Origin of the sequence: Algoriphagus boseongensis (assembly GCF_004362805.1) — a bacterium.
GTDB lineage: Bacteria > Bacteroidota > Bacteroidia > Cytophagales > Cyclobacteriaceae > Algoriphagus > Algoriphagus boseongensis.
In genome coordinates, this window is sequence record NZ_SNYF01000005.1 from 721,105 (window position 1) to 742,593 (window position 21,489).

General features: G+C 40.5%; 17 protein-coding genes. 11 read left to right on the plus strand and 6 right to left on the minus strand.

The window, feature by feature from the left end:
• From DFQ04_RS03125 to DFQ04_RS03170, 10 genes are all read left to right on the plus strand, one after another.
• The gene (locus DFQ04_RS03125; RefSeq protein ID WP_133552589.1) at positions 1 to 741 is read left to right on the plus strand and encodes an ABC transporter ATP-binding protein; all 741 of its coding nucleotides are present in this window, start codon (positions 1 to 3) and stop codon (positions 739 to 741) included.
• 2 nt (positions 742 to 743) lie between these two features.
• Positions 744 to 1,724, plus strand: a complete 981-nt coding sequence (locus DFQ04_RS03130; RefSeq protein WP_166637239.1) for an MlaD family protein — start codon at positions 744 to 746, stop codon at positions 1,722 to 1,724.
• Between the two features lie 229 nt (positions 1,725 to 1,953).
• Positions 1,954 to 3,597, plus strand: a complete 1,644-nt coding sequence (locus DFQ04_RS03135; protein WP_133552593.1) for a TldD/PmbA family protein — start codon at positions 1,954 to 1,956, stop codon at positions 3,595 to 3,597.
• A gap of 14 nt (positions 3,598 to 3,611) precedes the next feature.
• Positions 3,612 to 4,928: a TldD/PmbA family protein gene (locus tag DFQ04_RS03140; RefSeq protein ID WP_133552594.1), complete on the plus strand. Its 1,317-nt coding sequence runs from the start codon at positions 3,612 to 3,614 to the stop codon at positions 4,926 to 4,928.
• A gap of 93 nt (positions 4,929 to 5,021) precedes the next feature.
• A complete protein-coding gene (locus DFQ04_RS03145; RefSeq protein ID WP_133554332.1) occupies positions 5,022 to 5,663 on the plus strand; it encodes a DUF4159 domain-containing protein in 642 nt (213 codons plus the stop codon).
• Between the two features lie 6 nt (positions 5,664 to 5,669).
• Positions 5,670 to 6,662, plus strand: a complete 993-nt coding sequence (locus DFQ04_RS03150) for an AAA family ATPase (RefSeq protein WP_133552596.1) — start codon at positions 5,670 to 5,672, stop codon at positions 6,660 to 6,662.
• Positions 6,652 to 7,518 carry a DUF58 domain-containing protein gene (locus DFQ04_RS03155; protein ID WP_133552598.1) on the plus strand — a complete coding sequence of 289 codons (867 nt, stop codon included), beginning with the start codon at positions 6,652 to 6,654 and terminating at the stop codon, positions 7,516 to 7,518. The genes DFQ04_RS03150 and DFQ04_RS03155 overlap by 11 nt, the downstream gene beginning before the upstream one ends.
• Positions 7,518 to 8,672 (plus strand): BatA domain-containing protein, encoded by a 1,155-nt coding sequence (locus DFQ04_RS03160; RefSeq protein WP_133552600.1) that lies wholly within the window; start codon positions 7,518 to 7,520, stop codon positions 8,670 to 8,672. Before DFQ04_RS03155 ends, DFQ04_RS03160 begins: the two co-directional genes overlap by 1 nt.
• The gene (locus DFQ04_RS03165) at positions 8,669 to 10,831 is read left to right on the plus strand and encodes a hypothetical protein (RefSeq protein ID WP_133552602.1); all 2,163 of its coding nucleotides are present in this window, start codon (positions 8,669 to 8,671) and stop codon (positions 10,829 to 10,831) included. The genes DFQ04_RS03160 and DFQ04_RS03165 overlap by 4 nt, the downstream gene beginning before the upstream one ends.
• Positions 10,828 to 12,435, plus strand: coding sequence for a hypothetical protein (locus DFQ04_RS03170; RefSeq protein ID WP_133552603.1), 1,608 nt, complete (start codon positions 10,828 to 10,830; stop codon positions 12,433 to 12,435). Before DFQ04_RS03165 ends, DFQ04_RS03170 begins: the two co-directional genes overlap by 4 nt.
• Before the next feature lie 4 nt (positions 12,436 to 12,439).
• On the opposite strand, the gene DFQ04_RS03175 is transcribed toward DFQ04_RS03170, so the two are convergent.
• From DFQ04_RS03175 to DFQ04_RS03200, 6 genes are all read right to left on the minus strand, one after another.
• Positions 12,440 to 13,822 (minus strand): glycoside hydrolase family 30 protein, encoded by a 1,383-nt coding sequence (locus DFQ04_RS03175; RefSeq protein WP_133552605.1) that lies wholly within the window; start codon positions 13,820 to 13,822, stop codon positions 12,440 to 12,442.
• Positions 13,823 to 13,881: 59 nt separating this feature from the next.
• The gene (locus DFQ04_RS03180; RefSeq protein ID WP_133552607.1) at positions 13,882 to 14,280 is read right to left on the minus strand and encodes a hypothetical protein; all 399 of its coding nucleotides are present in this window, start codon (positions 14,278 to 14,280) and stop codon (positions 13,882 to 13,884) included.
• Between the two features lie 86 nt (positions 14,281 to 14,366).
• Positions 14,367 to 15,470: an alanine racemase gene (locus DFQ04_RS03185; RefSeq protein WP_133552609.1), complete on the minus strand. Its 1,104-nt coding sequence runs from the start codon at positions 15,468 to 15,470 to the stop codon at positions 14,367 to 14,369.
• Between the two features lie 63 nt (positions 15,471 to 15,533).
• Positions 15,534 to 16,121: a hypothetical protein gene (locus DFQ04_RS03190; RefSeq protein ID WP_133552611.1), complete on the minus strand. Its 588-nt coding sequence runs from the start codon at positions 16,119 to 16,121 to the stop codon at positions 15,534 to 15,536.
• A 116-nt stretch (positions 16,122 to 16,237) separates the two neighbouring features.
• Positions 16,238 to 16,873, minus strand: a complete 636-nt coding sequence (locus DFQ04_RS03195; protein ID WP_133552613.1) for a response regulator transcription factor — start codon at positions 16,871 to 16,873, stop codon at positions 16,238 to 16,240.
• Positions 16,860 to 18,719 carry a sensor histidine kinase gene (locus DFQ04_RS03200; protein WP_133552615.1) on the minus strand — a complete coding sequence of 620 codons (1,860 nt, stop codon included), beginning with the start codon at positions 18,717 to 18,719 and terminating at the stop codon, positions 16,860 to 16,862. Before DFQ04_RS03200 ends, DFQ04_RS03195 begins: the two co-directional genes overlap by 14 nt.
• Before the next feature lie 505 nt (positions 18,720 to 19,224).
• Between DFQ04_RS03200 and DFQ04_RS18280 the strand changes: the two genes are divergently transcribed.
• A partial coding sequence (locus DFQ04_RS18280) for an HYR domain-containing protein (RefSeq protein ID WP_166637240.1) occupies positions 19,225 to 21,489 on the plus strand: 2,265 nt, incomplete at its 3' end.

The following is a 21,489-nucleotide window of genomic DNA, read 5'->3' on the forward strand; positions in this document are numbered from 1 at the left end:
ATGGAAAGCGAAGATCCCATTATCCAGGTAAGTAATTTGAATAAATCCTTTGGGGAGAATCATGTACTCAGGGATTTTACCTTAAGTCTTTCCAAAGGTGAGAATTTGGTAATTCTTGGAAAATCTGGTTCTGGAAAGTCGGTTTTGATCAAGTGTATTATTCGCCTGATAGAGCCAGATTCGGGTGAAATTATAGTTCTTGGTCAAGACATCAGTGATTTAGATCAGGATGAGATGGATCAGTTGAGAGCAAATGTTGGTTTCCTATTTCAAAGTAATGCCTTATACGATTCTATGACGGTTAGGCAAAATCTTGAATTTCCATTAAGGAGACACTGGACTAAGGAAGAAAGAGCTGAAAAGGCAGAATCAGCAGTAATTCAGGCCTTGGAAGATGTTGGATTGGGGCATACAATTGATATGATGCCCATTGAGCTTTCAGGAGGGATGAGAAAAAGGATAGCCCTAGCGAGGACATTAATCCTAAGGCCGAAAATCATCCTTTATGATGAACCTACTACGGGACTTGATCCAATTACAGCGAGAGAGATTAGCGATTTGATGAATAGTATTCAGAAAAAATACAATACGGCTGCTATTATCATTTCCCATGATTTGAACTGTATTCGCATGACGGGAAATAGAATCATCATGCTGATAGAGGGAAGAAATTACGCTGAAGGAACGATGGATGAGTTAATGAAAAATGAAGACCCTAAAGTCAAAGATTTCTTTGAATGATTATGAAAAACGTAAGAAAAATAGCGGATGCAAAACTTGGGGCAGTTGTCATAGCAGGATTATTGTTTTTGGTGTTTTCCCTGTATATGATCGGTAGAAACCAAAATATTTTCGGAACCTCAATTCCTATCTATGTACATCTTAAGGATGTAAATGGCCTTCTTCCGGGTAATAATGTTCTTTTCAAAGGAATGAATGTAGGGACTGTTTCAGAAATAGAAATGGCCAATGATTCCATTATTGAAGTGGAGCTTTTGATCAAAAAATCCATGGCTACATACATTTTTAAAAATGCAAAGACAACGATTAATACGGATGGTTTGATTGGAAATAAGATCATTGAGATCCACCCTCAGGAAGGTCAATCTCAGCCCATAGAAGCTGATGATATAATTTATCCTTTGGAACAAATTGGTACAAAAGAGCTGATTAGCAGGCTCAATGTTTCAGGGGATTATTTGGAAATGACTTTAAAAAACCTTGCGGATGTATCAGAAAAGTTAAATCAAAGTGAGGCTCTTTGGTTGACCTTATCTGACGAGAAAATAGGAGAAGAGCTCCGTAATGCGATTAAGTCTTTTACCCAAGCGGGGAATAATGCTTCTGCTTTAGCCAGAGAAGGGAAAGATTTACTTCAGGAAATAAAAACCGGAGATGGACTAGCCTCAAGCTTGATTTCTGATAGCCTGATGGTTGATAATTTTCAAAATACCTTGGTTCAGCTGGACAAAACCACCGCGGAAGCAAAACAAGTAATGGAAGAATTAAAGGGGATGCTGGAGAATATTCAGCGTGGAGAAGGAACCGTTGGATTGATTTATCAGGATTCCCTTTTTAGAGCCACCTTAATGGAGACGATGACCAATTTGGAATTGAGTACGGAAAACTTCAACGAGAACATGAAGGCACTTCGATCTAATTTTTTATTCAGAAAGTATTTTAAAAAGCAGGAAAAAGAAGAGAAAAAGAACCAAGAGAATTAGAGCTTTTGATCTATCGGAATTCCGATTAATTATTAACTCTACCTTCAAATTTCCGCGAATTGAAGGCTTTTGTCGGGCTTTATTTTTTCAAATGACTTGCTTTATCCTTGGGATTTCCCCTCAGATAAGGCCAAATAACCGCAATTGTAACATTCCAATTGAATTGCGTTGAGTTTAGGGTTACATTTAAGCAAAGAGAACTTTACCTAACCCTAAAACTAATTATCCATTGAAAAGAAGAGACTTTATTCATCTTTCAGGGCTTGGTTTGGGGGCAATGATGATTCCAAGTCTGGTGAGTTACAGCAAGCCTGTGCCTGCTGAATACCTCATGACTCCAGGAATGGATGCTGCTTCCAAAAAAATCCTTGCTGATGTAGCCCTAAACACGACTAAATCACTTGGTGCAACCTACACCGATGTGAGAATCGGAAGATATCTCCAGCAATTCCTTTTTACCCGGGAAAAGAATGTTCAAGGAATCACCAACGCCGAATCTTTTGGTGTGGGTATTCGGGTGATTGCAAATGGAACTTGGGGATTTTCTGCCACATCTGATGTAACCCCTGACGGGATAAAAAAATGTGCAGAAACCGCTGTGGCCATTGCCAAGGCAAATTCAAAGCTTCAAAAAGAACCGGTAGTTTTGGCTCCTGTTCAATCCTTTGGAGAAGTAAGCTGGAAAACTCCTATTCAGAAGAATGCAATGGAAGTTCCCGTAAAAGACAAGATCGATTTACTGCTTTCTGTAAATGATGCTGCCCTTCAAAATGGAGCCGCTTTTGTCAATTCTGCCTTATTTATGGTCAATGAGCAAAAGTATTTTGCTTCTACTGATGGATCATACATTGATCAGGATATCCATAGAATCTGGCCAAACTTTACTGTAACCGCGGTAAATAGACAGGAAGGATTATTCCGTTCCAGACAGGCACTTTCTGCTCCTATGGGTATGGGCTATGAATATTTGGATGGCATAACATCAGAAAAATTCATGAATCCTGCAGGATTTAATAGCTACAGAAATAGCTATGATATGGTGGAGGATGCCGTTGCCGCAGCGAACCATGCCAAAGAAAAATTGACTGCAAAATCTGTTGTTCCTGGGAAATACGACTTGATGCTAGATCCAGACCATTTGGGATTGACCATTCACGAATCAGTGGGGCACCCATTGGAATTGGACAGAGTCCTAGGCTATGAAGCCAACTATGCGGGTACCAGCTTTGCTACCTTGGATAAGTGGGAGACCAAAAGCTTCAAGTACGGATCAGACAAAGTCAATATCGTTGCCGACAAAGTTCAGCCTCATTCTCTTGGTAATGTAGGTTGGGACGATGAAGGAGTGAAAGCCAAAGAATGGGATTTGATTAAAAATGGTGTCTTGGTTAACTACCAGGCAATCCGAGATCAGGCGAAAATCATCGGAGAAAAGGAATCTCATGGATGCTGCTTTGCTGATAACTGGAGTTCAGTTCAATTCCAAAGAATGCCAAACGTTTCCTTGAAGCCGGGAACTGAAAAAATGAGTCCTCATGATATGATTAAGAATATCGAAAAGGGAATCTACATTTTGGGAAGAGGATCTTATTCCATTGACCAGCAGCGTTACAATTTCCAGTTTGGTGGACAAGTTTTCTACGAAATCAAAAACGGTGAAATAGCCGGAATGCTAGAAGATGTGGCTTACCAGTCTAATACCCAGGAATTCTGGAATAGCTGTTCTGCAGTTTGCGATAAAGATGATTATCGATTGTTCGGATCTTTCTTTGACGGAAAAGGACAGCCTTCTCAGGTTTCCGCTGTGTCTCACGGTAGTGCTACTACCCGTTTTGACGGAGTGAATGTAATCAATACCGGTAGAACCATTTAAACTGAATCAACATCATGGCTATACTAACTCAAGAAGAAGCAAAAGCAATTATTGATAAGGTGCTTTCCTTTGCTAAAGCGGATGAAACCGAGGTTTCAATTAGTGGAGGTAGAACCGGAAACATCCGATATGCAAGAAATACAGTAAATACCAGTGGGGAAACCAATGAGATTTCCTTGAATATCACTTCGGTATATGGCAAAAGATCTGGAACTACCAGCATCAACGAACTAGACGATGAGTCTCTGAAAAAGGCAGTTGCCAGAGCGGAAGAGATCGCCAAATTGGCTCCTGAGAATCCAGAATATATGCCAATGCTAGGTCCTCAGAAATATGCTGATTCCAAAACCTTCGCAAAAGCTACAGACGCAATCAACCCTGATTACCGTGCTCAGGTAGCTTTTGACAGTATCCAGCCTTGCGCAGATAATAATCTGACTGCTGCTGGTTATTTGGAGGACTTCACAGGATTTGTAGCTACTGGTAACAGTAAGGGCCTTTTTGGATACAACCAATCTACTTCCGTTGATTTCACCGTTACAGTAAGGACTGCTGACGGAACTGGTTCTGGATATGCTGGAAGAGATTTCAATGATGCTGGACTTTTGAAAGCTGGTCCTGTGACCAATGTAGCTGTTCAAAAAGCCAAGGCATCAGTTAATGCTCAAGCAATTGAACCGGGAAAATATACCGTAATCCTAGAGCCAATGGCTGCAAATGATTTACTTCGTTTGCTGACTTTTGGCATGGATGCAAGAAATGCGGATGAAGGCAGAAGCTTCCTGAGCAAAAAGGGCGGAGGAACCAAACTGGGAGAAAAGCTATTCGACGAGCGAGTTACTTTCTACTCTGATCCAACCCATCCAGATATTCCTTCTGCACCTTGGTCTGGTGAGGGTCTTCCTTTGGAAAAAACCACCTGGGTAGAAAATGGAGTGGTGAAAAATATGTTCTATTCCCGATACTGGGCAGAAAAGCAAGGTGTGCAACCTGTTCCTCGTCCTCAGGGAATAATTTTCGAGGGAGGAGACCAATCCTTGGCAGATATGATCAGAAATACCGAAAGAGGAATTTTGGTAACCCGTTTCTGGTATATCCGAGCTGTGGATCCTCAGACTTTGCTCTACACAGGACTAACCCGTGACGGCACTTTCTATATTGAAAATGGACAGATCAAGTTCCCGGTGAAAAACTTCCGATTCAATGAAAGCCCAATCATCATGTTAAATAACATTGAAGCAATGGGTAAACCAGAGCGAACCGGTGGAAATATGATTCCTCCGATGAAAATTAGGGATTTCACCTTCACGTCTTTGTCTGACGCTGTTTAATCAGTAGACAGTTTGCAGTGGTCAGTTGTCAGTTTTCCGGCAACTGACCACTTTTACTGCTTAATGACTACTGCTCATTGTCAACTGAATCGAATGCACACTGCCAACTGGAAACTGCCGACTGGTAACTTCTTTTTCACAAGAATCAAATACAACTCAGGCAATTGGGATACGGATCAGCGAATGCCTTCCAATCTTCTCCATAGCTTGGTGGAGTATACTACGATTCCTGTCGATGAAAAAGAGCGGGTGGTTGAATTGAGCAGTGAGGAAATCTACAAAAGTCCCTTTTGTTACCTCAGTGGGCATAAGTTGGTAGAATTTTCCCAGCAGGAAAGGAAGATTTTCAAAACCTATGTAGAGCAAGGGGGATTTGTCTTTGTGGATGATTGTAATCACGACATTGACGGCCTTTTTGCAAAATCCTTCGAGGAAGAAATGGCTCGAACTTTCGGTTCGAATGCCTTACAAAAAATTCCAAACGACCATTACCTCTACCGCTGCTTTTTCAATTTTGAAGATGGACCTCCAGCCACTTCATTTGAATTAAATGGCTGGGGAGATGATTTGGTGCATGATTATTTGAAAGCTATTCAAATCAATGGACGAATCGGGGTTTTGTACAGCAACAAAGATTACGGCTGCGAATGGGACTACGACTTCAGAAACAAACGCTTTCTGAAAATTGACAATACACGATTTGGGGTGAATATTATCGTTTATGCCTTAACCTAAACCAACTTGGAAACGGATTTGAACTATTACAAGCAGCTGGTTGATAAACTTCCACTGCTGAAAAAAGAGATTGGAAAAGTCATTGTCGGCCAGGAGGAAGTTCTGGACGAAGTGATTATCACCCTTTTGGCTGGAGGGCATTGCCTTCTGGAAGGTGTTCCAGGTTTGGCAAAAACCCTGATGGTAAAAACTCTTTCAGAGGTGATGGAATTGAGCTTTAAGCGAATTCAATTTACCCCTGATTTGATGCCAGGTGACATTGTGGGTACGGAGGTTTTGGAAGAGGACCATAGTACCGGAAAGAAGTTTTTTCAATTTAACAGGGGTCCAGTTTTCGCCAACATGGTTTTGGCGGATGAAATCAACCGAACCCCTCCCAAAACCCAAGCCGCACTTTTGGAAGCCATGCAGGAAAAAATGGTCACCTACGGAGGGAAAGATTACCGACTTCCAGATCCGTTTTTGATTATTGCTACGCAAAATCCAATCGAGCAAAGTGGCACTTATCCGCTTCCAGAAGCTCAATTGGATAGATTTCTTTTGTACATCAAACTGGGATATCCTTCTGAAAAAGAGGAATTGGAAGTTTTGGAAAGAACTACAGGAACCTATCAAGAAAGACCGGAGAAAGTCCTCAGTGGAGAAGAAGTCAAGGACTTGCAAAAACTCACACGAGAGGTTCATTTGGATTCTTCCTTGTTAGCGTATATCACCAGACTCATTCGCGCTACAAGGCTTGAAAATACGTCTATCCCAGAGGTAAAAAATTATGTGGAATGGGGGGCTGGAACTCGAGCTGGGCAAGCATTAGTACTTTGCTCCAAGGCTAGAGCGATTCTGAAAGGTCGGTTTTCAGTAATTCCCGAAGACATTCAGCATTTGATTTACCCGGTGCTGAGGCACAGAATTTCACTTCATTTCCGTGCTGAAGCCGAGCAATTAGATACAGACTTCATTATTTCAAAGATTCTAGATCAGACCCCGGTTCATGCCAAGTAACTTGGAGATCATCAAACTCAATGACCTTCGACTTTCTGCCCGATTGATATCGGAACAGCTTCGTCAGGGTATCCACTCCGGAATTCGTGTGGGAGTGGGCAGCGAGTTTGAGCAATATCGCCATTACAGGCCAGGAGATGATTTGAAGCGGATAGATTGGAAATATTTTTCCCGATATGGAAAATACATGATCAAGGAATCAACTACGGAAAGCAACCTTCATGTCCGGTTGATGCTAGATCTTTCCGGATCCATGAATTATGAAGAAAATGGCTTCTCCCGTCTGGATTATGCTAAAAATCTTCTGGCCTCTTTGGCTTACTTAGGGTATTTGCAGGGAGATTCTTTGAGTTATTATACTTTAGCGGAGGGGAAAATTGAACAAAAGGTCGCGCCAACACCCAAGAGTTTTCAGCGAATCCTTTTTCACCTAGAGAATGAAAATGCTCATGGTTCTTGGCCAATTTCAGAGATTCCTACCTACCTGACCCAAAGTCGAAACAGAGAGCTTATCATCTGGGTATCTGATTTTTTGCAAAAGGAAAATGAATGGGAAAACTTGGTCAAGGCATTTCAGCATCCTAGAAAGGAATTGATTCTGGTGCAGCTTTTGGGCGAGCAAGAATTGAATTTTAATCTTGATGGAAACTTCATTTTCAAAGATCTGGAGTCTAATCAGGAATGGATTCAGGATGGAAAAAGCCTGCAAAATGAGTTCAGAAAGAGATTTGAGGCCTATTTGGATCAACTTGAGGAAAGTTTCCAATTACCGAGAGTTCAACTGATTCGAACCTCTATGCAGACTCCCTTAGCTGAGCTGGCAAGAAGAATCCTAAACCGAAAGCAGCTGAAGTGATGGAATGGGTTCAGGCAAATTTTCTCTGGGCATTGGCTGGATTGGCTGTTCCAGTTGCCATTCACTTATGGAATGGAAAGCGGGGAAAAGTCATTGCCTGGGCTGCAACTGCTTGGTTAAACCCTAAAGAATCCCAATCCAGCAAATCTCTCAAACTTGAGGAGAAAGTTTTATTACTGACAAGATTATTGCTTTGGACTACCCTGGTCTTTTTGGTCGTGGGCATTTTGATAAAAGGATTATCAAAAAACTCTGAACCTAGAGTTCTTCATCTCGCTATTCCTAATGCTGCAATTGAATCGGAATTTAGGTTTGAATTGACTCAGGCTTTGGAAAAAGGAGAAAGCGTTTTATGGCTTGCAGAGGGATTGCCTGAGTATGAAGAAGGGGTTTTACCCGAGGAAAAATTCGAAGGCAACAACTTGCAAAGCTTTTTCGATGAAGTCCCAAATGATTGGGATAGCATACATATCTATACTTTGGGTGCTGGAAAGGAATTTCAAAAAAATGCCTACTGGTTGCCTCAAAGGCCCATTTTGCACCTGTCTGAATCCGATCTTTTGGAAAATAAACTCTTTGTTGACTTGGGTTCAGATCAATTTCTAGGATTGGATTCCCAAGGTATTCTTCAGCGATTTGAGGAAAAAGGAATTGAAAAGCTGATTGATTTGACACAGGGTATTCCAGTTTTTATAGAGCTTTCAGAAGAAAATAAAAGTCAGGTTTTATCGGCTTTATCAGCTATTACAGAAGTCTATGGATTGAATTTCTCAGAAACTGATTCTCTTAAAGCACAAGTCGTTTTCTCAGAAAATAAGCCTCTTCAGCCTAAAGAGGATCAGCTATTGTTCTTGGTTGATTCGGAACAAAAACCCGATTCTAAGAATGAAATCAATTTGGGAAGTCCTGTCAGTTTAACTTGGGCTGAAGTGATTGAGAAAGGAATTCTTCCGGAATTGATTTTAGATCCGGTTCTTTCATTTATTGAATTTGAACCTGATCGAAAGCTTTCTTCTGCTGAATTGGAAAAGAAGTTTAACCAAATCCTGACTTCCAAACTTGCCAAAAAAGCGAATACCAATGAATATCTCTTGGTATTCATTGTGCTCTTATTCTGCTTTGAACGCTATTTAGCATTTAGAAAAAATCTGTGAATAGGCTAACAAAATATATTGCTTCCATAGAGAGTCAGTTGTCACTAAACGCCTGGCTGAAAGCGATTTTATTGGCCTTATCTATCAGGTTGATTTTATTCCTTGTTGGAGTAAATGATAGTATTCAACTGATTCTAGGTGCGGCAAACGTAAGTGTTTTCGCCTATCTTTTTGGAGGATTCAGGAGGCATAGGCAAGAAGCTTTGGCACTTATCCATCAACGGGCAGGTAATCTGGAGTTTAGTCTGGAATTGTTGGAGAAAAAGAAATTTAGCCTAGCTGATCAACTTCAATTGGAGCGAATTGCTTCCCAGATTCCTCCCAGAATCTGGATTTTTCATAAAGGATTGTGGATTTATGTCATTGGATTGGCAGTAGTTTATGCCTTGACATGGCTAGTTCCAAGTTTTACAGGTAAGCCAAATCTTTTGGAATCTACTAGTTCTCAGGAGTCAGAATTGGTAAGTGAAACTGTCACTTCCGATGCCTTTGTTCTTTCGCAGGCTTCTTTGGAAATCATTTCTCCGGCTTATACTAGAATTCCAAAGCGGACTCAGGAATCTCTGGAAGTTCAGGCGATTCGTGGTTCTATGCTGACTTGGAATCTCCAGTTTTCTTCTGAAAAGGACTTGGAAGTTTTTTTGGTGAATTCAGCAGGGGAGAAGCTCTCATTTTCTTCGGATAAAAACCGATATTCCCTTCGAGAGGAATTATTGGGTTCGGGGCTTTATTCGATTCAGGCCTTAGAAAATGGAAATCTAGTTTTCGAATCGGAGCTCTATACTTTAGAATCCATTGAAGACCAAAGCCCGGAAATTGTTCCTGAGGAAAAGGAAAATTACCGATTCTTTTTCCTTGGAAACAATCCTAAATTCAACCTTAAAGCGGATATCAAGGATGATTTTTTGGTAACTCAAGTTGAAATCATAGCTACGTTGGCAAGAGGTCGAGGAGAAAATGTAAAATTCCGGGAAGTCCGTTTTCCAGTCGAAAAAGCTGCTTTTTCCTCCAAAAACTCCAGCTTTATTTTAGATGTATCGGCCTTGGATTTTCAGCCTGGGGACGAACTCTACTATTATTGGCAGGCGAAGGATAATAAGGCTCCCGAACCTAATTTTTCCCGAACGGATACTTATTTTCTAAAATACTATGATGAAAAAGATGATCAAGGAATGGCCATGGAAGGAATGGCGATCCAGGTTCTTCCGGAATATTTTAGAAGTCAGCGGCAAATCATCATCGACACGGAAAAGCTGATTGCCGAAAAAGGAAAAAAGGCAGACAAGGACTTCAATTTCACTTCGAATGAGATCGGCTATGACCAAAAGCTTTTACGGCTGCGCTATGGGCAATATCTGGGAGAAGAATTTGAATCTGATGCTGGCGGGGCAATTGAAGAGTCAGAGGACGGAGATTTATTGACTGGGTTTATGCATTTGCATGACCAAGAAGGAGAGCATGAGGCAGATTTTAGACCTGTTGAAACCCATCAGGAACATGGAGCGGAAAAAGAACAAGAGGAGGGTATAGAAAGCCTGCTGAGTGAATTTATGCATGCACACGACGATGGGGAGTTGAATACGTACTATGAGCAATCTACTCGAGGTGCTCTCAAATCAGCTTTGGATCAGATGTGGCAAGCTGAACTGTACCTGCGGCTTTTTGAACCTGAAAAGTCCTTGCCTTACCAATACAAAGCCTTGGAAATGCTGAAGACTGTCCAGCAAAAATCCCGGGTTTATATTAAGAAAACAGGGTATGATCCTCCTCCGATTAAGGAGGAAGAGAAACGGCTTTCAGGAAAATTGACTGACTTGGAAAAGCAAATCCAAAAGGATCAGACGGAATTGGAAAAGGAGATTGAGCCTCTTGCCTCTGAAGTTTTGGGCCTTTTGGTAAAAACTCAATTATCGGTAGCCGATAAAGGGAAAATAAGTGAATTAGGCTCTCTTTGGGCGCTTCGAATGCAAAATTCAGGTTTGCAGGATTGGAGTTTGCTGCGCTACCTGAGGGAATTGGAATTGGGCCAATTGGATGAAAATGGAAAAAACTATCTCCGAGAAAAGCTTTATCCTTTGGCAAAGTCCTACAAGTCTACCAATTCCTCTTATTTAGGAGTTGAGGCACTTAAAAGTTCATTTAGAAAACAGCGGCAATGAGTTTTGACTTTGATCCCATAGTTGGATGGCCGTTGCTGTTTTTATCCTTGCTGGTGATAACTCTGGCGGGCTTTTTACCCATTTATTTTCATGCTAAAAAAGGAGTTTCGATTCAAAGAACTGTCTTGAAAAGCTTATTTCTAATTGGGTTTTTACTGAGTTTTGGGTTAATACTTTTACGACCTTATACATACCTCGATCCTGAAAAAGATCAAGTACTAGTTTTTGAAGAAGGATTAAAAGACTCTGAAATCGAATTATGGAAAGACAGCTTGCAATTCAAAAAAGCTGTTTCAATTCAAGAGTTTGAACCTACAGGTGAGAAAATTTTCTTGCTTGGGAGGCATTTTACGAAAGAAGAATTGTACGCCTTGAAGGGCCAAAATTTTGAATGGGTTTTGCCCCAATCTCATGGGGAACTTGCTGATATTTCCTGGAAAGGATACCTCAGAAAAGGGGAGATTCAACGAACAGGTTTTGAGATTTTTTCTTCAAGTGATACATCTACGATTTCTTTGCAAATTCCTGATTTTAAACCTGTAAAAATTGAAAAAGGTTGGAATCAAATTTTATTGGAATTCCCTTCAAGAGGTCAAGGGAGAAGTGAAATTCCTTTGCTTTTGGATCAAGACACGATTACTACAATTCGATATTTTGTTGGCCCTTCAAAACCCAAAAACTATCATTTTCAATTGGGTTTCCCTGGAGCGGAAAGTCGCAATCTCGCCAATTGGTTAAGAGAAAAAGGCGAAAGAGTAAGTGAAGAAATTCGCTTATCCAGAGAGACATTTTTAAGCAGCGGAAACTCAGATTCTCTCCAAGTCAGAATTATTGATCCCAGTCAACTTGAGCAAAAGGAAATTCAAAACTGGGTTAAGGAAGGAAAAGGAGCCTTGGTGATAATTCAGGTTTCAAAGCCGGAGGAGACTGCCAAAAGATTAAATCAACTCTTTGGTACAGATTTCCAAGTGTCAAATTCAGGAAGCGAAAGTGGGCGAGTCCTGAAAAATGGAATGAATGCTTTACCTTTTGCTTTTGAGGAAAAGCCCAATCAAAAGCTTTTGGCAGAATCCAGCATTGCAATCCAAAATTCTACAGGAAGTGCTATAGCTATGAGCCTTTTGGAAACCAGCTTTCCTTTACTTCTTCAGGGAAAGGAGGAAGATTACGAATCTGTTTGGGGAACTCTTTTTGGTTTATTGGAGCCTGATGAGTTCTCATCCTGGAGACTTGACAGGCCAGTTCTCTCAGGTATTCCCAATGAAATCCAGGTATTTGACAAGGATAGTTTACCTTCTCATTTGATTTTTGAAACGGATACAATCGGCTTGAAAAAGAGTCTGATTAATCCTTTCCTAGCTTCCTTAACTTGGTCAGGAGAAACTAATTCTTGGATCAGCTTAAGCTCTGAAATGGAATTTGCTATTTATGCCTACAGCGATTTTGAATTACCAACCTTACATTCCCGATTTTGGATCAATGAATTGAAGGCTAATTCAATTTCTAATCAGGAAAGGCCAAAATCACCAATTTCTCCTTGGTTTGGTTTGATTGGAATGCTTCTGTTTTTGGGCTTGCTTTGGCTAGAACCTAAATGGAAATAAAATTTTACCAAATCCAAGTGCCTACCGCTCCAGAATTCAGTTGAGCCGAAATCACTTTTTCCTTGTCCTTAATTTCAAAGCCCTTGGGCTGATCGCTGTCATTTAAGACAATTAACACCTTTTTTCCATCTGGTCTTTGGAAAGCCACATTGGAGAGTCCATTGATTTCGTTTGAATCAATTCGTACTGACCCGGGATCAACCAATTTACTTGCATGTGCGATGATGTAATACGCTGGATTTCTAGTCACTTGATCTCCATCAATAGTAATTGCACCAAGGCAACGGTCGCATCCGCCCCGGTCTGTATGTGGTTTTAACTCAGCATTTGAGCTTAAATTCCATTCTAAGACAGTTTTTGCCCAATTTCTGGATCCTCCGATAATCAGGTTTTTGATATGCCAAGAGATGTCTCCCGCCAAATCTCCAGGTGCTCCTACCCATTGTTCGGTGAAGTAAATGTTCTTGTCAGGAAAAGCTTGGTGAACTTCAGACAAAGCCTCAATTTTTCCGCCGTATAGGTGAAAAGCAGATCCGTCAATAAAGGGATTTGCAATTGAATCCTGAAGAACAGTTATAGGATAATCTGGGCGATCGGCGTTGTGATCGTAAACAATGATTTTGGTTTGGATCCCAGCTTCCTGAAATGCTGGCCCCAAATGAAGTCCGATGAATCTTGCTTGCTGCTCTGGAAGCATCAAAAGTGAGGGATTATTTCCAAGATGAAGGGGTTCATTTTGGATAGTCAGTGCATGGATTTGAATTCCTTCTTTCTTCATTTCCTGGATGTATTTCACCAAATACTGGGCATAGACAGATTCAAATTCCTCCAAAAGCGATCCTCCTCTCGTATCCTTGTTGTCTTTCATCCAAGAAGGAGGAGACCATGGGGATGCCATCAATTGGATTTTAGGATTAATGGTTAAGATTTCCTTCAAAACCGGAATCACGTCTAAGGTGTCGTAACTCAAACTGAAGTTTTCCAAACTCGGATCAGTAGCCAGGGAATCTTCTAAATCATTATAAGAAAAAGGAAATTCATTCAAGTCCGAAGCAGCGACGGAAAGTCTCAGATATGAAACTCTGATATCTTTTTCACCCTCATCAAAAAGTTCATGCAAAACCGCAGAGCGGGCAGAGTCACTCATGGCCAATAAATGTTTTGCAGAACCCTGACTCAAGGTATACCCAAAACCGTCCATGGTTTGGAAAGTGGTTTCTGCATCCAGAAGAATGGTTTCAGTTGGAGTACCTGTACTTAAAACTTCAGATTGTTTCTCGAAAAAGATATTTGCCTTTGGGTCAGTGAGCCAAAGTTCAAAATCCTGTTTAGGTTTTTGACAGGAGAAAATGATCAGGGATAGAAGTAAGTAACTCAGTTTTTTCATAGTGGGTACAAAAAAAGGCCTTGGATGATTTCCAAGGCCTGAAGTTGTAGGAATTGAAGTCAGAAAGCAAGAGCTGCTAGACCTAATTTCGATTTGAGTGGATTGATGGATTTGAGCACGCTTCCCATGTATTTCTGGGTCAGTTCATTTCCCAATAGATCATTCAGAAATTTCATTCTACCATTTTTCAAATTTAGAATGCTGGATTTCTTGCTATCATCTGAGTCTGATCCTCCCGTGATTTTCATCAATTGGTCTACAAAGGACTTATTGTTTGCTTTGAGTTTGGAACTTTGGTCTCCTGTCAAGTTAAGTCCGCTTGTATTGTCCAATATTCCCAAAACCTGCTTGGAAAGATCGGCTGATCCAACATTTGGAACTTTAGGAACTTGAGCATGCGCTGCAAATCCCACAAGCATGAAGAAAAAGAGAAAGGAAAGAATTTTTAGATTTTTCATAATAAGTTGATTTAAAAGAATTTGAATTTAAGAAAATGAGAACAATCTAAAGTTGGGATTGCAATTAATGAGTCAATTTTTAATAATTAATGACAACCTTCAGCATGATCAATCCATTTGCCATCCAGACTTAAATAAGCTCCCATGCAATCAGCAGTCATGCAGGAATGAATTGGAAGTATGCCTAGCAAATCTCCGATTTTTACGGATTGGAGAAGTGAATCAGAAGCCTTGATTACTCCATGTTCTTGGGAAATGCTTTTCAGATAAGAGCGATCCTTCAATATCTCCCATCCCTTTTCATTTAAAAGAACTACCTCTCCGAAATTTTTATTTCCCTTTTCATCCACCAAAACATCTTTTGCCAAGTGCACTCCGCCTCCGTGAACGAGAATTTCCTTTCTCTGAAGATTGATATCCACTACAGGAACGGCCAGACAAACAGAAATGTCCTCTTTTCTACAACTTCCCATTTCGGCTTGCATAAGGTCAAAAAACACAAAATTTCCAGGGCCAAGCTCATCAACATCTCCAAAGTCCTCCATCACTGAGCAACCTGGAGTATCCCCAATTCGGGTAACTAAATCCGGAAATTCACTTTGATATTTGGTCTTCAACATCCTCAGGGCATCTTTGCTTTGATCGTAAATGCCAGCCTTGTCTGCTGTATAATAGGTGTGCCCAGGGTGCAGATAGAAACCTTTGAATTTTAAGTGATTGGATTTTTTAGAAGCTCGGAGGATTTCCTCTATAGTCCCAAAATCCGACACATGAACCCCAGTTCGGCCATAACCTGCGTCTATTTCAATGAAAAATCCAACTTCATGGGTAAGATTATCCGCGAGATGTTTGGCAGTGATAGGATTGACGATCTGAACAGAAAGACTTTGCTTTTCAGCCAAACGATCCAATCTCTTGGTCTCCCGAATATTGAAGGGGAAGGCGATGTGAATGTTCTTCCAACCTTGTCCGCACAAATATTCAGCAAGCTTGATAGAGGATGCTGTTACTTCAGTGATTCCATAATCTTCAGCCCATTTGCCTATTTCGTGAGATTGGGCAGTTTTCCAGTGAGGAACCAGCTTTTTCCCCTGACTATGAGCTTTATCGGCCATTCGTTTGATATTGGCTCGGGTGATTTTTTCGTCGATAAGGAGAGTCGGAGAGGAGATTTGATCTAGAAAGGACATAGGTTTTGGGTTTTGAAATTTAAGTTTAAAAAGAAATGGGTTGAGATAGAGGATTTTTTTGGATTATTGACTCCAGCCTTTTTGAAGTCGATCAATGACCTCGGCAGGCAAGATTTTGCTCAGAAGTGGATCATTGGCTTTGTATTCACTGAAAAACCACTGATTTGAATTTTTAGCAGAGCTAGCCACCAGCGTATTCTTCACACCAATGAAAAATTGGGCGTTTTCTTGATCAAACTGAACTTCCTGACCAGCATAGGTTTTTTCAAATCCTTGGTGAAGCATATTGATATGTTCAGGAGTTTTGAATATTTCAGGGTTTAGTTTGATGTTGAGGATCATCGAATAATCTACAGGCACATAGCTGGTATCCTGGAGTATCAATTCAGTTTTGTACCCCAGAATTTTTATCTCTGAGAAATGAAACTTCATGCCGGAGTCGCTCTCCATCTGAGAATACATTTGTTGCATCATATCCTTTGGGGCGATAGAGAAGATTCTTGGATTGACCATATCAAGCACCTTATTCCAGTCCTTGGCTTGGGTAGCTAGGAAATATTGGTTGAGGTCAGTTTCCAATTCTATGCTTTGAGACATCCCTTTGGAAGCCAAAGCCAAAACTAGAATAGAGCAGATCAAAAATTTTTTCAAGGGGAATCCTGATTAGTATTAAAGCTAAATCTAATAAAAAAAGGGACTCCGCTCGAGGAAGAATATCAATTCAGGATTTCAAAATGAAAAATAGAGGAGTAAAATAAATACTTGTTTTAATTACCTGTGCTGGAATATTTAAGATTCCCAACCATTGCTATTAGCTGTGCGGTGTTTTTCAGTCCTAGCTTCTGAATCAGATTTCTTCTATGCGTATTGACTGTCAATTCGCTCAAAAACAGTTTTTCAGCTATTTCCGCTGAGGTTAATCCTTCTGATACCAAAATAGCAATCTGTTTTTCTCGTTTACTGAGAATATTTAATTCGGAATTAGGCTTGGGAGTGGATTTTGTTAAAACTGGAAAAGTAGGAACGTCCTCCAAAGCGTTATTCAAGGCTTCTAGCAAAGATTTTTTGCTGATAGATTTTGGCAAAAAACCAATGGCTCCTTCCTGCTTGCATCTCTCCATGACTTCCGGACTGGTTTCCATGGTCAAAAGGAGGATTTTGGCTTTAGGACAGGTTTTTCTTAATACCCTTAGAGATTCAACTCCATTGGAATCAGGAAGAAAATAATCCAACAAGATCAAGTCCGGCTTGGATTCAATAGCCATCTTAAAACCTTCCTTGAAAGTTTGTGCATGAACTAGCTGTTCGATGAAAGTTTCATTTCCGAGTAAAGAATATATTCCTTGAGCAAAGAGAAGGTGATCGTCTATGTGAAGTATTTTGATTTCTCTAAAGTTCAGCATGTAAGGGGATGATAATCGTAATGGTGGTTCCCGACTGATTTGTTTCAAGTGTCAAATTTCCCTTAAGGTAATTCACACGTTCGCGGATGTTTTTTATGCCTATTCCTTGGGAAGTGGATGTTTGGTCAATTCCTTTCCCGTCATCTTCTGCAATAAGCTCAATTTTTCCATCTTGTTCGGCAATACTCAATAAAGCCTCTTGGGCATGAGCATGCTTGACGATGTTTTGAAGCAATTCATTAGAAATCCGGTATAAAATTAATTGTAAGGACTTGTTAATCGGAGAATTAATCTGAAAATAAAAGTTGAAGTCGATGGGGTACTTTTGTCTAAGAAGTCCGATTTGTTGTTTTAGGACGTTTTCTAGGCCATTTTCTTCCAAATGATGAGGTGTAAGATTATGACTTAGGGATCGAGCTTCCTGAATGCTTTGTTCGATTAATTGCTTGAATTCTCCTAAAGGAACATTCGGATATTTATCTGAAATGGATTCCGTCTTGATAAACAAGCTGGCCAGCATTCCTCCGATGCTATCGTGTAGATCCCTTCCCAGTCTTTGTCTTTCATCTTCCTGAACCTGGATCAACTGGTCTGCCACCTGCTTTTCTTTTTCCAGAATTTCTATGGTGAGCTGTTCCTTTTCTTTCTTAAAAATTGACGCCCTTTTGGCAAAGGCTGCAGTGATAATCCCTGTTTCTCCCAATAATCCAAATGCACTCCCAAAATCCACCAAATAATGAGGAAGACCCATAGGGAGAATCTTTTGATTGAGCTGAAGGACAATCCCAAAAAGAGCCAGAAAAGCTATTCCAATCAGATAATACCCTGCCAATGGGACGTTTGCTTTCCATTGTTGATAGGAATAGAAAATTAATAAGATGTTGGTTAATAGGGATACTATTAGGGTAAATTGTAAGAAACTGACCTTGAAATCAATGTTTTCCAAAATTCCTATTGGAAATAAAATGGCTAAAAGAAGTCCCAATTGAATAAATAAAATTCCCCAAATCAGTTTTGCAGTGAACTTACCGGTAGTTTTTGGAGGGAAAAATTTAACGACCAAAAGTAATATCAGGATGTTGGTCAGTAGGTTGAAAAATGGTCTTGCCATGGCTACCCAATCCACTTGGCTAGGCCATAAATATTGAAAAGTTAAACCCCAATGCGTAGCAAGCCAAAGGGAAATGGAAAAGACATAAGCTCCATATATCGCTCCCGTCCAAGTTTTTAATTCGATGGCAAAGAAGATGGAGAAAATGAAAATGATGCACATCCAACCTAAAATCAAGCCCATGATTAAGGTGTCATCCGACTTCATTTGGTAAAAAGTCTGAAAATCAACTAGCTCTGGCTGGATATGGAAAGTTTCCCCAACCTTATCCAAAAGAATCAAATATTTCTTGGTGGAAGCAGGAGGAAGGGTAATGGGAATAACTAAATCCCGGTCTATAAATGGCCTTTTCTCAAAAGACTGAAAATCCCCCAATTCAAATTTTGGTAAAGAGGATTGATCTTCAAAAACAAGAATTCTATTGATATGTGGGTTATTTGGCACAAACAACAACTCCTGAATTGAATCAGAATTGTTTGTTATTGAAGTTCCCAACCACCATTGATCACGGGTAATCCCAGGGTTGAATTCAATTCTATATTCTGGAATAGTATCTGCAATGGCCCAGGCTTGCTCTGGTGTATAATCTTTGTTTGGGAAAATGCTGAAGGGTGGTGCGGATTCAATTCTTGTGCTACAGGAGGCCAAGAGTAAAACAAGCCCCATCCAAAGAGAAATTTTAGATTGCCAAATTCCTGCTAGTATTTGGAGAATTTTCCAAGACTTTAAACTCATACTTTAAAAAGGAGAGGGCAACTCCGATTATTCGGAGTGAATTGATTTCCAATATATGTATTGTCTGGGAACTAAGGAAAATAGGCTTTTGCCCAAGATCAAAAAGGTAATTTTTGAAGCAGTTTTATTTTTGAAACCCAAAATGTTCGATAAAACGGAAAAGTGGTTTTTTGATTTTAGAAAAAATTGAAATTTGATGAAATATTTTTTTAAAATATTATTTTTTCAATTGATGCCAAAATAAAATTTTGTCAAGGCCTTTTCTGTTGAAATTTGGGACTTTTTAGGTGATGTTTTCTTAGTTTGATGATTGGGTTTATGATTTTAAATACATAAAACATTATTTGAAAGGCTAAATAATTATTTCAAAAAGTAAAAAATGCTTTTTTATTTCAAAAATTCATTTTGATATTTATCATAGGAAAGGTCTTGATTTTTCAGCGTATTAATTTTTTCCAGTCAAGACCATCCCCAATTCTTTTCGAAACCTTAAAATTTTAAGTATATGGGATTTAAACCTCTACTCAAGCAAGGCAAAACGCTGTTTTTGACGCTTACAATTCTCCTTTCCGCAATTGGAATAGGGGAGGCCTTTGGACAGGCCACGGTCACCACGGATAAGTTGGACTATTCACCAGGAGAATATGTAACTATTACCGGTTCAGGCTGGAAACCCGGAGAAACGATCGTCCTTCATTTTGACGAGGAACCAAAACTGGCGACTTGTTTGCTTTCCCATGACCTGACAGCCACGGCAGATGCTTCGGGCAACTTTTCCAACAGTCAGTTTTTGGTCAAGGAAAACCACTTGGGGGTGACCTTTACGCTTACCGCCACAGGACAAACTTCCGGACTAATTGCGACAACGGTGTTTACGGATGGAAGGGCTGAAATCAGTGCGGCTTCACCGACTCCTTTTTCACCAAATCAAGCTTCCAGTGCGGGGGTAAAGGATGTTACTACGATTACTGCTTTTAATAACAATGGATCTGGAATACCAGGTGGATCAAGTAACATTCCAAACTTCGTAATTAGAATTAAACAGTTTGAATTTAATGGACCAGTAGTTTCTGGATTTCTAACCTTTTCCCTAGGGGCAGGTCAGTCAGTTGATAAGATTTGGAATGGAAAGGACTTTGATGGGAATTTCCTTCCTGATGGAGCCTATTACATTTTCGCAGGAACAACTGGAACTATAACTACTGCACCAGGGACTTTTAAAATTGTCACAATAGACAATACCAACCCGGTAATTACTATGGAGGACATCCGGGTTAATAATACACCCGGTGCATGCGGTGCCAAGGTTTCCTGGGCTACCCCTACGGTGACCGATGCCAATCCGGGAACTTTAGAATTGTTGGGTTCTATACAAAATGGAGACTTTTTTCCAATCGGAGCTACGGAGTTAACCTATCGTGCTACTGATGCTGCTGGAAATATTTCTGAGAAAAAATTCCGTGTAATTGTTTTGGATGCTGAAGGACCTGTTTTCCCAGCATTGACTACCATTACTGTCAACCAAGCTTCTGCCACAGATTGTGGTGCATTTGTATCTGTTCCTGTTCCGGCAGTGACTGATCCCTGCAGTGGAATGGCAAGTGTGGTTTCAGTCCGATCTGACAATAAGGAAATGAATGAATTATTTCCTATCGGAAAAACAACAATCCGATGGATTGCCACTGATAAAGCGGGGAATACCAGTGAAAGCTTCCAGGATGTAGTTGTCCTAGACAGTGAAGGGCCTGTGTTTCCAGATTTGCCAAATCTTAACGCCACTCAATCCTCAGGCACAGTTTGTAGCGCAGTGATAAATGTGCAGTACCCTGTTGTGACTGATTGTGGTGATGTCGCACCTCTCAAAGTTGTCAGATCAGACGGAAAAGACCTGAACGAACCTTTCCCAACCGGTCAAACCAAGATTACCTGGATAGCCACTGATGAGGCAGGAAATGAAACCAGCAGAGATCAGTTTGTTTTTGTGCGGGATATTGTGCCTCCTTTTTTCACTGGGATTACCTCAATTATAGTAGATCAGGCAGTTGGAATATGTGAGGCATTGGTGACGGTGCCAAATCCAACTGCATCTGATTTGTGTGGAATTGTGGTGTCCTTGGAAGGTAGACGTGCGGACAACAAGGGTCTATCAGCAGCTTTTCCTGTGGGAACTACACGGATAAGCTGGACGGCAAGAGATAATTTCGGCAATTCAATAACAGCCTTCCAGGACGTGATAGTAAGAGATACGGAAGGACCTGTTTTCCCGACATTGAATAATTTCAACGTTACTCAAACTTCCGGTACAATTTGTAGTGCTATTGTCAGCGTACCGACTCCGGTAGTCAGTGACTGTAGTGATGTTGGACCTCTTCGAGTGGTCAGATCAGACGGAAGAAATCTAAGCGATCCATTCCCTACCGGCCAAACCAAGATTACTTGGATAGCCACAGATGATGCAGGTAATCAAACAAGTGCGGATCAGTTTGTTAATGTTAGAGATGTTGTGCCTCCTGTTTTCACAGGGATTACCTCAATTATTGTCGATCAGGAAGTTGGGAAATGTGAGGCATTGGTGACGGTGCCAAATCCATCTGTATCTGATTTGTGTGGAATTGTGGTGTCCTTGGAAGGTAGACGTGCGGACAACAAGAGTCTTTCGGCAGCTTATCCTGTGGGAACTACACGGATAAGCTGGACGGCAAGAGATAATTTCGGCAATTCAATAACAGCCTTCCAGGACGTGATAGTAAGAGATACGGAAGGACCTATT

Excerpts from the sequence above, each read along its gene's own strand:
- DFQ04_RS03125 (WP_133552589.1), top strand. The coding sequence starts at position 1 with ATGGAAAGCGAAGATCCCATTATCCAGGTAAGTAATTTGAATAAATCC.
- DFQ04_RS03130 (WP_166637239.1), top strand. The coding sequence starts at position 744 with ATGAAAAACGTAAGAAAAATAGCGGATGCAAAACTTGGGGCAGTTGTC.
- DFQ04_RS03140 (WP_133552594.1), top strand. The coding sequence starts at position 3,612 with ATGGCTATACTAACTCAAGAAGAAGCAAAAGCAATTATTGATAAGGTG.
- DFQ04_RS03145 (WP_133554332.1), top strand. The coding sequence starts at position 5,022 with ATGCACACTGCCAACTGGAAACTGCCGACTGGTAACTTCTTTTTCACA.
- DFQ04_RS03155 (WP_133552598.1), top strand. The coding sequence starts at position 6,652 with ATGCCAAGTAACTTGGAGATCATCAAACTCAATGACCTTCGACTTTCT.
- DFQ04_RS03160 (WP_133552600.1), top strand. The coding sequence starts at position 7,518 with ATGGAATGGGTTCAGGCAAATTTTCTCTGGGCATTGGCTGGATTGGCT.
- DFQ04_RS03170 (WP_133552603.1), top strand. The coding sequence starts at position 10,828 with ATGAGTTTTGACTTTGATCCCATAGTTGGATGGCCGTTGCTGTTTTTA.
- DFQ04_RS03175 (WP_133552605.1), bottom strand. The coding sequence starts at position 13,822 with ATGAAAAAACTGAGTTACTTACTTCTATCCCTGATCATTTTCTCCTGT.
- DFQ04_RS03180 (WP_133552607.1), bottom strand. The coding sequence starts at position 14,280 with ATGAAAAATCTAAAAATTCTTTCCTTTCTCTTTTTCTTCATGCTTGTG.
- DFQ04_RS03185 (WP_133552609.1), bottom strand. The coding sequence starts at position 15,470 with ATGTCCTTTCTAGATCAAATCTCCTCTCCGACTCTCCTTATCGACGAA.
- DFQ04_RS03195 (WP_133552613.1), bottom strand. The coding sequence starts at position 16,873 with ATGCTGAACTTTAGAGAAATCAAAATACTTCACATAGACGATCACCTT.
- DFQ04_RS03200 (WP_133552615.1), bottom strand. The coding sequence starts at position 18,719 with ATGAGTTTAAAGTCTTGGAAAATTCTCCAAATACTAGCAGGAATTTGG.